Here is a 13745-nt window from a genome sequence, read left to right on the forward strand (position 1 = left end):
ACTATCGCAGCATTTGTGCCAAGCCGACATGACAATTGTCATGTCGGGCGTGGTCAAGCCCGGCGAGCCTGCGGCAAGAAGGCGAGGCTCCCTGTCAGGGAAAGGGCGGGGGGATCGGGATTGGATGGACAGGCTGCGGAATCAATCCCTTGCCCGGAAGGCCCGGCTTCGCCGGGTCCTGCGCCATCGCACCAAATGACTTTGTCAGCAGCCTGACATGACAGTTGTCATGTCGGGAGTGGTCAACCCCATCGCGCCCCGGTCTGCTATGCTGCGGCACGGATTTTGTGGAGACAAACATGCAAAGACTCACCATTTCGCTGAGCGACGAACTGGCAGATGCATTTGACGAATGGATGACCCGGCGCGGTTACAGCAGCCGGTCCGAGGCGGTGCGCGACATGCTGCGCCGCGAGCTGGGCGAGGACAATCTGGGAAGTGAACAAGGCGGGCCCTGTGTGGCGGTGCTCAGCTATGTGTTTGATCATCACGAGCGGCAACTGTCCGCCCGGCTGACCGGCTTGCAGCACGACCACCACGACCTTGCTGTCGCCACCATGCACGCGCATATCAGCCATGACGACTGTATCGAAACGGTGATCCTGCGCGGTGATAGTGGCGAGGTGGAAAGCTTTGCCCGTTCGGTGATTGCCGAAACCGGGGTGCGCCACGGCCAGGTGCAGCTGATTCCGGTCAAGCCTGCAGCCAGCACGGGCCTGGGCTATCGCAAGAAGTCAGGCCGCTGATTCAGTAATTGTCCTGCGGCTACCGCCCCATGCCGAAGCGGCGGTAGCGGGCAGCGCTGCTGCCATGAGCGTGGCGGTGGCCATGCTGGTGTGGATGGCTGTGTACCTGTCCGTCGGCGTGGCGGTGCGGGTGGGCATGCAGCAAGTGGGTACGCGCCAGCAGGGCATGGTCGGACAGGATGTCAGCCGGGCTGCCCTGTGCTACCACGTGTCCGTCGGCCAGCACGATGACGCGGTCGGCAATGTCTGCCACGCTGTCCAGATCGTGGGTGGCGGTAATGATGGTGCGGCCCTGGCCCTGGCTTTCCTGCAGAAAACGGATGACTTCGCTCTGGCTGGCCGGGTCCAGCGCAGCGGTGGGTTCGTCCAGCAACAGTACCTCGGGCTGCATGATCAGCACCGAGGCCAGCGCCACCCGTTTGCGCTCGCCACCGGACAGCCGGTGCGGGGCGCGCTGTTGCAGATGGCTGATGCCAAACTGCTGCAAGCTGGCGTCAATCGCGCTGCGGATCTGCGCTTCCGGCCAGCCCAGTTGCAGCGGGCCGAAGGCCAGTTCGTCAAACACGGTGGGGTTGAACAGTTGCACGTCCGGGTTCTGGAACACCAGGCCCACCCGGCGGCGAAACGCATAATGACAGGCCTCATCCGCCAGCGCCGCTTCGCTCAGCACCGTGCCAAAGGCGCGCACCTCGCCAGCTGTGGCGAAATACAGCCCGTCCAGCAGACGTAGCAAGGTGGATTTGCCCGAGCCATTGGCCCCCAGCAGCGCCACCCGGCTACCGGCGGCAATCTCCAGTGACACCGCATGCAGCGCCGCATGCTGCTGATAGTGATAACTCACCCCGTCCAGGGCAAAAACCGGTGTGCTCATGCGTGATTCCAGACAATGACCAAGGGCAGTGCCACGGCCAGCAGCAGCGCGCACCAGTCGCGCTTGCGGGTGTGAAAATTGTGCAGCAGGTAAACCTCTCCCCGATAGCCACGTGACACCATGGCCATGTGTACATCGCTGCTGAGCTGCAAGGCCTTGCCCAGCAGCACGCCGCTGGTGCTGGCCACCAGTTGGCGTGCCATACGGCCGGAAGGCGGGGCCAGCAGGCGGCTGCGGCGGGCTTCAAACATCTGGCTGGCGGTTTGCAGCAGCACAAATACATAGCGATGGGTCATGCCCAGCAAGGCCACCACCAGCACCGGCACCCCCAGGCTGCGCATGGCCTTGAGCACATGCATCCACGGTGTGCTCAGCATCAGCAGCAGGGCAAAGCTGGCCGAGACTTCGGCCCGACCCAGCAAAAAGGCCGCACTGGACAGCCCCTGCCGGGTGATGTGCCAGTGCAGCAGCGGCAGAGTGAACAGCGGTTCTCCCGGCACCATGAAGATGGCAGGCAGGGCCAGCATGCCGCTGAACAGCAGCACGCTCAGCCACGCCTGGCGGTACAAGCGGGATATCGATACCTGCGAGGCCAGCGCCAGCACTACCGCCAGGACAAACAGCAGTAGCAGCGTGGTGAGCTGGCTTGCCAGCAGCGTGGCAACCAGCACCGCCAGCAAGGACAGCAGCTTGATGCGCGGGTCCAGTTGTTGCAGCAGGCCGGGCGTGGCGCTGATGGCTTCGGCATCCAGCGCATGCTCCATTACCTGCTGCAAGCCATGCACCATGCGCTCGGCAATATTGCCGTGATGGCGGTGTTTGCCGGCAAGAAACGATTGTTCACTCACTGGGGCAGGCCACGCTTGCCGCCCAGCCGGGCCAGCAGCAACAGGCTAAGCAGAATCAACCCGGCACCGAACACGGCAGACAACACATAGCCAAAAGCCGGGCTGTGAATGAAGGCCGGGGCATAGTCTGGGAAGGGAGCGGACCACAAACCGGCCAGTCTAGCCAGGCCTTCCGGTGCGCTATCCGGCAAGGCATGCAGGCCGGATGCCTGGATGATTTCCTGCCGGGCCGCCGGGTTGGCAAAGTCTTCGGCACCCCATTCCCCCCAGGCGGTTCCGGCTGCCAGCAGGCCCAGCGGCGACAAAATCATCAACCCGGCCAGGCCGTACCACAGCTGACGCACGCTGCCGTTTTGCTGGCTGTTATTTGCCCTGATTCCCGCCGTACCGGCCAGCAAAGCCGGATGGGCACGTTGCAGATAAGCCACCAGACCGGCACTGAGCAGCATTTCGGCCAGTCCGGCAAAACTCAGGTGGCCAATCATCATGGCCGGAATGGCTACCGACAGCGGATAAGGCGCATACAGCGGCGTGCCGCTGGCGTCATGGAACAGCATGGGCTGTACCCCGAACTCGATGGCAGCCAGCAGGGCGGAAGCATTGATGGCCAGATAACCGGCCACCCCGGCAGCTATCACGCGGCGGCGCGAGGCCAGCGGTGCGCCAGCACTGAGCAGACGATAGCTGGCCCAGGCCACCAGCGAACCGACGATGGCCATGTTCAGGCTGTTGGCACCAAAACTGCTGATGCCGCCATCGCCAAAAAACAAGGCCTGAATCAGCAAGGCCAGCGAGATGGCAATGATGGATGCCCACGGCCCCAGCACGATGCTGACAATGCCCATGCCCACCGCATGGCCGCTGGTGCCACCAGGCAGGGGCAGGTTGAACATCATGATGACAAAGCTGAAGGCGGAGAATACGGCAAACAGCGGAACCAGCCGGGTGTGCAGCAGGCGTTTGGCACGCTGGTAGGCCAGCCACCAGAAGGGCAGGGCAATGGCCAGGGTCAGGGCGCAGGTGGACGGGCTGAGATAACCATCTGGAATGTGCATGCGCTTGCCTTTCTCAGGCCTGTCACCCGAAAGCATGGTGCAGGCTGAGTATGAATATTTTTAAAAATGTATGAAATCTTAGCAAGACTCATGCCATCTGTCATGGCGCTGTCAGTGCTGGCGGGCGGGTCGTGCAGTGTGCAGCTGCGGGCTGTAAAGCGGCTGGCAGTGAGGGCTGGCGATGCAGGTGGGGGTGGAAAGCGGCTATGCAGTGCTGCACCAAAGCGAGCAGAACCTGACCGTTCTGGTGCATGCCGGGGTGGGTTTCAGCCTGTGCCCTGCGCTTCGATTTCCACCAGCAGGTCGGCACGGCAGATGTCCGCCTGCACATACACCACGCGGCTGTCCTCGCCCAGGCGCGCCAGTACCGCAGCACGCACGGCGGGGTAGTCGGCGGCATGGCGGATATATACCCGGTAATCCAGCCCGGCAAGGGTGAAGGGCTGGCGTGGCTGCTGACGGTTGGCCTGCTCCAGCAGGATGGCGATATTGGCAAAGGTTTCGGCCGTTTGTGCCGCCACATCGCCCACATGCACGGTGAGATGGCCGACGATGCTGGCGGTACCGGAAATGAACAGCCATTGCGTACCAGACTGGCCCGCCAGCGCTGCGCGGCTGAAGGTGGGGCTGACCGGGCCGTATTGCTGCGGATAGGCAAAGGCGCTGACCTGGCGCGGGTTCTCGATGGGCAGGGCAGCACTGTTTGCCGCCAGAAAGGCAATGCTGACCGGACCACTGGCTGTCCCCAGCGCGCAGGCGGCCGGGCTGCCGTGTACCGGACGCTGGCTACCGGCAAAGGCCTGATGGCGACCGATGTTGAACTGGCGATAGCGCTCCATGCCGTGTTCCTCGACATTGATGCGCGGAATGTAATTCCATACTCGCCACAAGTGCAGGCACTGCTGCTGCTCCAACAGGGCAAACAGCTGGCGGTAGGCGCGCTCTGCCAGTGTCTGCAAGGCGGTAGACCCGTCCTGCCCGGCAAATTGCGCTTCTTCCAGCGTGATGACGCCAAACAGCAGATTGCCCGCGCGACGGTAATGCACGTCCCCGAAGCGGCCATCCTGCGCTGGCAGGCTGGTATGCCACACTTCCTGCAAGCTGGCGGTGGCCGGGCCCAGTACCGGCATCAACACCGATTGCACAGGCCAGGGCTGATGTTGATCATCCAGGCCTAAGCGGCAGATGCCCAGAATCTGTTCATGGGTGAGAGCCACCGAGCCTGGCGGATGGGGGGGCGTGTAGTGCAAACGGGTATCTGGGTACATGCTGCCAGTTGCTGAACAGGAAGTTGTCGACAAAAAGGGTTTAGCGGCCAAGCGGCTCGTCACCGTCCGGTTGTATGGCATGGGCGCGCAAACGCACCAGCCATGCACTGCCCAGGCCCAGCAAGGTGCCTGCCAGCACATCCAGCGCCACGTGCTGCTTTACCGCCAGGGTGGAGTAGGCAATGGCCACACACCACAGCAGGTTCAATCCCTGCAGCGCACGGCTCCATTGCAGTACTTTCAGGCGCCAATGCAGCCAGGCACCGGAAAATACCGCAGTTGCCACATGCAGCGACGGGAAGGCATTCCCGGCTGTATCCACATTTTTCAGGAAGGCCACGCCGGGGTATTGCTGCCAGTCTATGTCCGGCGGGGCAATGGCATTGGGCCAGAAATAAAACACCAGCAGCCCGCTCACGCAGGGCAGGGCCACTTTATAACCGTAACGGATGATCTCGCGATGTGACAGCATCAACACCGGCGGAAGTGATACATAAACCCACAGCGACAGGTAAACCGGCAAGGCCCAGGGCTGAAATGGCAGCCAGCGGTCCAGCGCGCTGGCCGGCACAATATGCACCGCACCAGCCGGATGATGCAGCAGATAAACATAGGCGACAAAAAACAGCAGGGTAAAACCCATGGTGCCGAACATCTTGAACCAGAAGCGGGTCAGCGCCGTTTCAATTATTCCGGCTGTGCCATTGATGTTCGTCATGCCCTTGTTCAAGTTACCTCCTGTTGGCATGTTTTAGTATGCAATTACATGTAAAACAGCTGATTTTTGCCCTGCTGAATACGTGAGGGTATACTCCGTCTTCATTTTTCTGATGCCTCTTGGTCCTGCCGCAAAGATAAGAATTATTCAATTTACCAAGAGCGCATTCCTGCGAGCGGCGATGATACCGAAACACTGTGACATTGGCGATTGCGGGCAACTTGTTTACTCATACCGATACGATTATTGCAAATCATGGAACAACACTCTTCTGAATCGAATACGCCAGACCTGGCGCTGGAAAGCGAAATTGCCGGTCTGATCGTTTCCGCGCTGAATCTTGACATTGCCCCGGCGGAAATTGTTCCTGATGCCCCGCTATACGGTGATGAACTTGGAATCGACTCCATTGATATCCTGGAAATCGCGCTGGTCATGTCCAAGCAATACGGCGTGCAAATGAAAGCCGACAACGAAGACAACTCCACCATTTTTGCCTCCTTGCGCAAACTGGCGGCTTATATTCGCGAGCATCGCAGCAAATGACCCGGCTGTGGCGCAGCATGCGCCTGGCTGTACTGGCGTTGGCCGGCCTGTTTTATGTGGTGATGGATTATCTGGCGTCTTCATCCCGGCAGCCGCCGCTGTATGCGGTGGTGGTGGGAGCGGCACCGCTGACCCTGGGCCTGCTGACCGCGGGCTGGAACTCACGCTTCCGCTGGCCGGTCATGCTGCTGGCGGCCATGGTTCTGCTGGCCATTGCCCTCAATATTGACCAGCTGCTGAGTCATGCAGCCTGGTTCTACCTGTTGCAGCACGCCGGCATCATGTGCGGTCTGGGTTTCATGTTTGGCAGTACGCTGGGCAGCCACGAAAATGCCTTGTGTTCGCGCATTGCGCGCATTGCCATTGCCGGGCCGCTGGATGCGGCTTATTTCCGCTACACCTGGAAAGTGACGCTGGCCTGGACGCTGTATTTTGCGCTGTCCGCCGTGCTGTCGCTGGCGCTGTTTACGCTGGCACCCCTGTCGTGGTGGGCCTTTTATGCTGCCGTGTGCACCCCGCTGTCGCTGGGCCTGATGTTTGGCGGCGAATATCTGGTGCGCAGGCTGGTGTTACCGGACAGCCCCTCATTCAGCATTGCCCACACCATACAGTCATACCGAAAATACACGCAGGGCGGCGACACGCGTCGCTAGGCTGCCGCTGCCGTTTCCTTGCCACCGAATCCATGAATCCGATACCGCTCCTTCCTGCTGCCGACCCTGCTGCCGACTTTGCCTATGTGCACGGGCAGGTGATCAACCGTGGCACCTTCCATGCCCAGGTGCTGACCCTGGCTGCCGCCTTGCCCGCTCACCCGCGGGTGCTGAACATGTGCAACGACCGTTACTGGTTTGCCGTGGCACTGTTTGCGGCGATTGCCCGCAATATGCTGACCATACTGCCCAATTCCGCGGCCCCTGAGCATCTGGCTGCGGTAGCCAGCGAGCAAGCCGGCTTGCTGGTGTTGGGCGATCAGGCAGAAAACCCGGTGCCGGGCCTGCCGTATCTGCAGGTAGACACGCTGGCGGCGCGCATGGAACTGGCGGCAGCACCCCTGCCGGACATTCCGTACGACCAGCCGGTTGCCTGTCTGTATACCTCGGGTTCCACCGGCACGCCGATGCCGCATTTCAAGACATTTGGCCGCCTGCGGCTGGCCATTCTGGCCGGAGCACAGCGGGTGTGGGGAGCGGCTGGCCAGGCGTGCTCGGTGGTGGGAACGGTGCCCATCCGTCACATGTACGGGCTGGAATCCAGCGTGCTGCTGCCCATTCTGGCCGGTGGCCGCCTGTCCGGGCGCATTCCGTTCTTCCCGGCAGACATTGCCGATGCGCTGGCACAGATGCCCGCGCCGCGTCTGTTGGTGATCACGCCATTTCATCTGCGCAAATTGCTGGATGCCAATATCGTACTGCCGCCGATAGCCGCCATCCTGTCGGCCACCGCACCCTTGTCTGTCGAGCTGGCAGCACAAACCCGGCAGCAGCTTGGCTGCCCGGTGCTGGAAATTTATGGTTCCACCGAAACCGGCCAGGTGGCTACGCGGGAAACCGATGTCGAAACCACCTGGCACACCTTGCAAGGCATTACGCTGGAGCAGCGTGACGGCGAGTTGTGGGCGGTGGGCGAGGTGTATCAGACCCCGCAAATGCTCAATGACACGGTGGAACTGTTCAGCCCGCAGCAGTTCCGGCTGGTGGACCGCAAGGCCAATATGATCAACGTGGCGGGCAAGCGCAGCTCGCTGTCGTTTCTGAATGCCGTACTCACCGGCCTGCCGGGCGTGGTGGATGGCGTGTACTGTGTGCCGGAACGCGGCAGTGACGAGGTGGTCGAACGTCTGGCCGTATTCGTGGTGGCACCGACTCTGGACCGTACCGCCATTCTGGCCGGCCTGCGCCAGCATCTGGATTCGGTGTTCCTGCCGCGCCATATCGTATTTGTCGATGCCCTGCCGCGCGACGGTAATGGCAAGATCCTGGCCCGTACCTTGCAGGAACTGATTGTCCGCCATCTTTCCGGAAACCACTGAGCATGCAAACCCTTCCTCTGGTGATAGCCGCCGATCATCCGGCCTATGCCGGTCACTTTCCCGGCCAACCGGTCTTGCCCGGCGTGGTGTTGCTGGACCATGCGCAACTGGCCATCGAACAGGCTGCCGCGGTGCAGCTGGCCGGACTGGCCCAGGCCAAGTTCCATCGTCCGGTCGCGCCGGGTGACAGCTTGCAGCTGGCCTGGAGACTGGATGCTGCCAGCGTGGCCTTTGTCATCTCGCGCGGTGATGAAAAAGTGGCGGACGGCAAATTCGTGCTGGCAGCGGAGCCTGCAGCGTGAATCCGCAAACCGAGGCACAGCCTGAAGCCAGCCCGCAGTGGATGCGGCAGCAGGAGCGCGGCAGCCGCTTCTGGTTGCGCATCATGTCGGCGCTGTCCTGCTGGCTGGGCAGGCCTTGCTCCCGGCTGGTGCTGTACGGTATTGCCGTGTATTTCGTGTTGTTCGGCGGCAAGGCGGTACAGGCCTCGCGGCGCTATCTGGCGCGCAGCCTGGGCCGTCCGGCGCGCTGGCGCGATGTGTATCGCCATGTGCTGAGTTTTGCCAGCACCATTCACGACCGGGTTTATCTGCTGCGCGACCGGTTTGATGTGTTCGAGATCGACCTGTCCGGTGCCGAAGCCCTGCACCGGCATCAGGAAGGCGGGCAGGGCCTGTTGCTGTTTGGCGCGCATCTGGGCAGCTTTGAAGTGCTGCGCGCCATGGCGCGTTTTCGCCCCGACATGCAGGTGAGCATGGCGATGTATCCGGAAAACGCCCGCCAGATCAACCAGGCCTTGCATGCCATCAACCCGGCGCTGGCCCCGGACATCATTCCGCTGGGTACCATGGATGCCATGCTCAAGGTGCATGCCAGGCTGGAAGAGGGCGCACTGGTGGGCATTCTGGCCGACCGTGCCGCCGGGCCGGACGAATACCTCTGCCGCATGCTGCTGGGCGCACCCGCCCGTTTTCCTAGCGGCCCGCTGCGCATGGCCGCCATGCTCAAGCAGCCGGTGTATTTCATGGCGGGTATTTACCTGGGCGGCAATCGCTACCGGGTGCATTTTGAATTGCTGGAAGACTTTTCCACCGTGGGTCGGGCCCAGCGTGAGGCGGCCATGCAGTCGCTGTTGGACAAATACGTTGCGGCACTGGAGCGCCATTGCCGGGCCTATCCGTACAACTGGTTCAATTTTTACGATTTTTGGGATGAAAGCTAGACCGATCATGCGTGTATCCATCATCAGCAAGACCCTGGCCGGATTGTTTGTCGTACTCTCGGCCAGCAGCCTGCATGCCGCCGATTTCTCCCTGAGCGAGCTGATGCAGCAACTGGGGCAAAAGAAATCCGGCACCGCCACCTTTGTCGAGAAAAAATACATCGCCATGCTCAAGCAGCCGCTGGAGTCCTCTGGCGAGCTGGCTTTCACCGCGCCGGATAGGCTGGAAAAGCGCACGCTCAAGCCCAAGGCGGAAGCCGTGCTGCTGGAAGGCAACAAGCTGACGCTGGAGCGCAGCGATGGCCGCAAGATGAGCGTGAACCTGTCCGACCGCCCGGAAGTGTCGGCCTTTGTCGAAAGCATCCGCGCTACGCTGTCGGGCGACCGCAATGCGCTGGAACGCTATTACACCCCGTCGCTGTCCGGTGGCAGCGAAGAATGGCAGCTCAAACTGACCCCGCTGCAAGCGCGCATGCAAAAGGTGATCAGCCAGATCCGCATTGCCGGTAGCCGCGCCCAGGTGAAAACCATCGAATTTTTGCAGGCGGATGGCGACCGTTCGGAAATGACCATTACCGGCACCAGCGCCAAATGAAAACCAGATTGTTCAAGCCGGTCATCCTGATCTGGCTGGCGGCCATGCTGGCCTCGGTGCTGGTGATCAGCCAGACCCGCTTCGTGGCCGACCTGTCCGCCTTCATGCCCAAGCTGCCCAGTGCGCGCCAGCAAATGCTGATCGACCAGCTGCGCGACGGTGCCATTGCCCGGCTGGTGCTGGTGGGTATCGAAGGCGCGGACGAGGACGAACGCGGTCGCCTGTCGCGCCTGCTGGTGGGCAAGCTGTCCGGCAATCCGCGCTTTACCGCCGTGCAGAACGGCGACCGCCAGACCCAGCAGCGCGACCAGCAGTATTTCTTCGACAACCGCTACCTGCTGAGCCCGGCCGTCACGCCGCAGCGCTTTACTGCTGCCGGCATGCATGACGCCATCCAGGACACCTTGCTGGCGATGTCCGGCGATGCCGGGCTGATCGTCAAGAAAATCCTGCCGCGCGACCCCACCGGCGAAACCCTGCAAATCCTCGAGCAGTTCATGGGCGAAAGCCAGCCCAGCACCAGTAAGGACATCTGGGTATCACGCGACGGCAAACGCGCGGTATTGCTGCTGCAACTGGCCGAGTCCGGCCTGAATACCGACGCCCAGGCGACGGCGCTGGAAGATGTGAAACAGGCTTTTGCCAGCCTGCCGGCCCGTCATGCCGACACCCGGCTGGTGATGAGTGGTACCAGTGTCATTTCGGTGGCCTCGCGCAACATCATCCAGAGCGAAGTGGAACGGCTGGCCACCCTGGGCACCTTGCTGGTGGTGGCCTTGTTGTTGCTGGTCTACCGTTCGCTACCGCTGTTGCTGCTGGGGCTGATTCCGGTGGTGTCCGGTGCGCTGGTGGGCATTGCCAGCGTCAGCCTGGGCTTTGGCCATGTACATGGCCTGACGCTGGGCTTTGGCACCACGCTGATCGGCGAGGCGGTGGATTACTCCATCTATTTGTTCATCCAGCGTGCCGGGGGCGGTAATCCCTCTCATTTCTGGCGCACCATCCGTCTGGGTGTGCTGACCTCCATCACCGGTTTTGCCGCGCTGATGTGTTCCAGTTTCCCCGGCCTGTCGCAACTGGGCCTGTATTCCATCAGCGGGCTGGTGACGGCCGCGCTGGTGACGCGCTATGTGCTGCCGCTGTTGATGCCGGCACGGCTGAACCTGCGCGACCTGAGCAAGCCCGGCCTGCTGCTGCAAAAAGTGCTGGATGGCCTGACCCGGCTGCGCTGGCTGTTGGCGGTGGCCATGCTGGCGGCGGTGGCGGTGCTGGCGCTGCATCATCAGGACATCTGGAACCGCCAGCTCAATGCACTGAGCTCCACCTCGCCCGCGCAAAACAAGCTGGATGCCGAACTGCGGGCCGATCTGGGCGGCAATGACATGCGCTATGTGGCCAGCTTCAGCGCGCCGGATCAGGAAAGCGCCCTGCAACTGGCCGAGCGCACGCGCCGGGTATTGCAGCAATTGAACCGGCAGAACGTGATTGGCGGCTTCCACACCCCGGACGAACTGTTGCCGAGCATCGCCACCCAGCGCGCGCGGCAGGCTGCCTTGCCGCCAGCGGGTACGGCTGCACCACGGCTGGCCGAGGCGCTGCAAGGCCTGCCGGTGGATGCGTCTCAGCTGCAAGGGTTTGTCAGCGACGTGACCCGTGCGCAGCAGCAAGCGCTGCTCAGCCGTGCCAGCCTGCATGGCAGTGCGGCCAGCGTGCTGCTGGATTCCATGCTGATCAAGCGGCCTGGCAGTGATCTGGTGCTGATGCCGCTGCGCCCGGCCAGTGGTGAAAACATCGCGCTGGACAAGGTACGCGCGGCACTGGCTGCCCAGCAGCTGGGGCAGGTGACGGTGATCGACCTGCTGGAAGAAACCACCGCCATTTTCGATAGCTACACCCACGAAGCCTTGTTGTTTTCCTCGCTGGGCAGTCTGGCCATCCTGCTGCTGTTGGGGGTGACCTGCGGCTGGTTGCAAGCGGCGCGCGTCACCATTCCGCTGGGCTGCGCGGTGCTGTGTACCGTGGCGCTGCTGGATGCCTGTGGCATTCAGCTGACCATTCTGCATCTGGTAGGCCTGCTGCTGGTGGTGGCCATCGGCTCCAATTACGCGCTATTTTTTGCCAACAAGCAGCAACTGGGCAGTGCGGCCGAGCAGCGTCAGGTGGAAGTGTCACTGGTGGTGGCCAATCTGGCCACCGTCACCAGCTTCGGTTTGCTGGGCAGCTCCAACGTGCCGGTGCTGTCCTATATCGGCAGCACGGTGGCCATTGGCGCGCTGCTGGCGCTGCTATTTGCCGCCATGATGGCAAGGATGACCCCGCGTGCGCTGTCTGACTGATCTCTTACGCGCCGGGCAGCGCGCCGACAGCTTGCTGCTGCTGTTGCCACCGGCCAAGGCCAGTCTGGACGACCTGCTGGCGCAGGGCATGGTGGCGGCAGTGCGCGCGCGCGGCTTGCCGCTGGATATCATGCTGGCGGATGTCGGTTATCAACAGGTGCTGGCCGGTACGGTGGCCGACAGCCTGCATCAGGCCGTGCTACAGCCTGCGCTGGCGCAAGGCTACCGCAACATCTGGCTGGCCGGAATTTCTCTGGGTGCCTTCAATGCCCTGCATTATGCGGCGGTGTATGCTGAGCACCTGGCCGGTATCTTCTTGCTGGCACCTTATCCCGGTACTGCCGACATCCTGCAGGAAATCCGCCAAGCTGGCGGGCCGCAGGCCTGGGCGGATGCTTCGCCCGGTTTGCAGGACGAACGACACTGGTGGCACTGGCTGGCTGCTCAGCAGGAAAGCACCCCTTGCCCGGTGTGGCTGAGTCTGGCCGACGACGACCGTTTTGCTGCCGGACAGCAACTGCTGGCCAGCCTGCTGCCCGCCGCACGGGTACACCGCATGGCGGGTGATCACAGCTGGCCGGTGTGGCAGCAGCAATGGCAGCATTGGCTGGACCATGGCCCGCTGGCGCAAGGTGCGCCGGGGCAGAAGGACAGGACATGAACTCGCTGGTGTTTTCTCCATTCATCAAGCTGTGCCTGGCGCTGCACCTGCTGGCGCTGCTGTTGCTGTGCTGGCAACCGGCATGGTGGCCGGTCCTGCTGGGCGCGCTGGTGCTGTTGCACGGGCTGATTGCGCTGCTGGGTCTGCTGCCGCGCAGCACCCTGCTGGGGCCGAACCTGACCCGCCTGCCGCAAGCCGCCATCCGCCGTGGCGAAGTGGCCATCACTATTGATGACGGGCCGGACCCGGCGGTTACTCCGGCAGTGCTGGACATCTTGCGGCGTTATCAGGTGCAAGCCACTTTCTTCTGCATCGGCGAGCGCGCGGCGCGCTATCCGGAGCTGGTGCGTCAGGCGGCGCAAGAAGGCCATGCAGTGGAAAACCATGGCCAGCGGCATCGCAAGCAGACATCGTTATTCGGGCTCTCCGGCTGGCGGCGTGAAGTGGGAGAGGGGCAGGCCACCTTGCAGGCCATCACCGGCCGTGCGCCGCAGTTCTTCCGCCCGATTGCCGGTTTGCGCAACCCGCAGCTGGAACCGGTCTTGCAGCGGCTGGGCGTGTTTCTTGCGAGCTGGACGCGCCGTGGCTATGATACGCGCGTCCGGGACCCGGCCCTGGTGTATGCCAGACTGACCCGCCAACTGGCCGCTGGCGATATACTGCTGCTGCACGATGGCAATGCCGCCCGCATGGCAGACGGTACGCCAGTCATCTTGCAGGTGCTGCCGCGTCTGCTGGAAGAACTGTCCTGCCGCCAGCTACATGCCGTGACGCTGCCACAAGCCTGTTCACCCGCACCGGCTGCGGCCAAGCGCGCAAGCTGAGCCCGTTTTTCAATCCAAGCTGA

Annotated in this window: 15 protein-coding genes; 10 read left to right on the forward strand and 5 right to left on the reverse strand. The window is 62.5% G+C overall.

Features of this window, described 5'->3' with window-relative positions; all coding sequences use genetic code 11:
- The first annotated feature begins 299 nt into the window (after positions 1-299).
- A complete protein-coding gene (gene nikR, locus HWX34_RS12045; RefSeq protein WP_178972468.1) occupies positions 300-746 on the forward strand; it encodes a nickel-responsive transcriptional regulator NikR in 447 nt (148 codons plus the stop codon).
- 19 nt (positions 747-765) lie between these two features.
- On the opposite strand, the gene HWX34_RS12050 is transcribed toward nikR, so the two are convergent.
- The 5 genes from HWX34_RS12050 to HWX34_RS12070 all read right to left on the reverse strand — a co-directional run bounded on the left by HWX34_RS12050 (position 766) and on the right by HWX34_RS12070 (position 5506).
- On the reverse strand, positions 766-1617 hold the full coding sequence (locus HWX34_RS12050) for an energy-coupling factor ABC transporter ATP-binding protein (protein ID WP_178972469.1): 852 nt from the start codon (positions 1615-1617) through the stop codon (positions 766-768).
- The gene (gene cbiQ, locus HWX34_RS12055) at positions 1614-2465 is read right to left on the reverse strand and encodes a cobalt ECF transporter T component CbiQ (protein WP_178972470.1); all 852 of its coding nucleotides are present in this window, start codon (positions 2463-2465) and stop codon (positions 1614-1616) included. The genes HWX34_RS12050 and cbiQ overlap by 4 nt, the downstream gene beginning before the upstream one ends.
- Positions 2462-3520, reverse strand: coding sequence for a cobalt transporter CbiM (cbiM, locus tag HWX34_RS12060; RefSeq protein ID WP_178972471.1), 1059 nt, complete (start codon positions 3518-3520; stop codon positions 2462-2464). Before cbiM ends, cbiQ begins: the two co-directional genes overlap by 4 nt.
- Positions 3521-3786: 266 nt before the next feature.
- Complete coding sequence (locus tag HWX34_RS12065) at positions 3787-4788, reverse strand: hypothetical protein (protein ID WP_255496693.1); 1002 nt, start codon at positions 4786-4788, stop codon at positions 3787-3789.
- Between the two features lie 40 nt (positions 4789-4828).
- On the reverse strand, positions 4829-5506 hold the full coding sequence (locus HWX34_RS12070; RefSeq protein WP_255496694.1) for a phosphatase PAP2 family protein: 678 nt from the start codon (positions 5504-5506) through the stop codon (positions 4829-4831).
- A 255-nt stretch (positions 5507-5761) separates the two neighbouring features.
- Between HWX34_RS12070 and HWX34_RS12075 the strand changes: the two genes are divergently transcribed.
- The 9 genes from HWX34_RS12075 to HWX34_RS12115 are packed head-to-tail and all read left to right on the forward strand — an operon-like array spanning position 5762 to position 13722.
- Positions 5762-6052, forward strand: coding sequence for a phosphopantetheine-binding protein (locus HWX34_RS12075; protein ID WP_178972473.1), 291 nt, complete (start codon positions 5762-5764; stop codon positions 6050-6052).
- Positions 6049-6705 carry a hypothetical protein gene (locus HWX34_RS12080; protein WP_178972474.1) on the forward strand — a complete coding sequence of 219 codons (657 nt, stop codon included), beginning with the start codon at positions 6049-6051 and terminating at the stop codon, positions 6703-6705. Before HWX34_RS12075 ends, HWX34_RS12080 begins: the two co-directional genes overlap by 4 nt.
- A 32-nt stretch (positions 6706-6737) precedes the next feature.
- Positions 6738-8084 (forward strand): AMP-binding protein, encoded by a 1347-nt coding sequence (locus HWX34_RS12085; RefSeq protein ID WP_178972475.1) that lies wholly within the window; start codon positions 6738-6740, stop codon positions 8082-8084.
- A 2-nt stretch (positions 8085-8086) separates the two neighbouring features.
- Positions 8087-8386 carry a 3-hydroxyacyl-ACP dehydratase FabZ family protein gene (locus HWX34_RS12090; RefSeq protein ID WP_178972476.1) on the forward strand — a complete coding sequence of 100 codons (300 nt, stop codon included), beginning with the start codon at positions 8087-8089 and terminating at the stop codon, positions 8384-8386.
- Positions 8383-9306 carry an acyl-CoA synthetase gene (locus HWX34_RS12095; protein WP_370459734.1) on the forward strand — a complete coding sequence of 308 codons (924 nt, stop codon included), beginning with the start codon at positions 8383-8385 and terminating at the stop codon, positions 9304-9306. Before HWX34_RS12090 ends, HWX34_RS12095 begins: the two co-directional genes overlap by 4 nt.
- Positions 9296-9901, forward strand: coding sequence for a LolA-related protein (locus HWX34_RS12100; RefSeq protein ID WP_178972477.1), 606 nt, complete (start codon positions 9296-9298; stop codon positions 9899-9901). Before HWX34_RS12095 ends, HWX34_RS12100 begins: the two co-directional genes overlap by 11 nt.
- Positions 9898-12237: an MMPL family transporter gene (locus HWX34_RS12105; protein WP_178972478.1), complete on the forward strand. Its 2340-nt coding sequence runs from the start codon at positions 9898-9900 to the stop codon at positions 12235-12237. Before HWX34_RS12100 ends, HWX34_RS12105 begins: the two co-directional genes overlap by 4 nt.
- On the forward strand, positions 12221-12898 hold the full coding sequence (locus HWX34_RS12110) for an alpha/beta hydrolase-fold protein (protein ID WP_178972479.1): 678 nt from the start codon (positions 12221-12223) through the stop codon (positions 12896-12898). The genes HWX34_RS12105 and HWX34_RS12110 overlap by 17 nt, the downstream gene beginning before the upstream one ends.
- A complete protein-coding gene (locus HWX34_RS12115) occupies positions 12895-13722 on the forward strand; it encodes a polysaccharide deacetylase family protein (protein ID WP_178972480.1) in 828 nt (275 codons plus the stop codon). The genes HWX34_RS12110 and HWX34_RS12115 overlap by 4 nt, the downstream gene beginning before the upstream one ends.
- Positions 13723-13745 lie beyond the last annotated feature (23 nt).

The sequence above is a fragment of the Aquitalea sp. LB_tupeE genome (assembly GCF_013391415.1).
Classification (GTDB): domain Bacteria; phylum Pseudomonadota; class Gammaproteobacteria; order Burkholderiales; family Chromobacteriaceae; genus Aquitalea.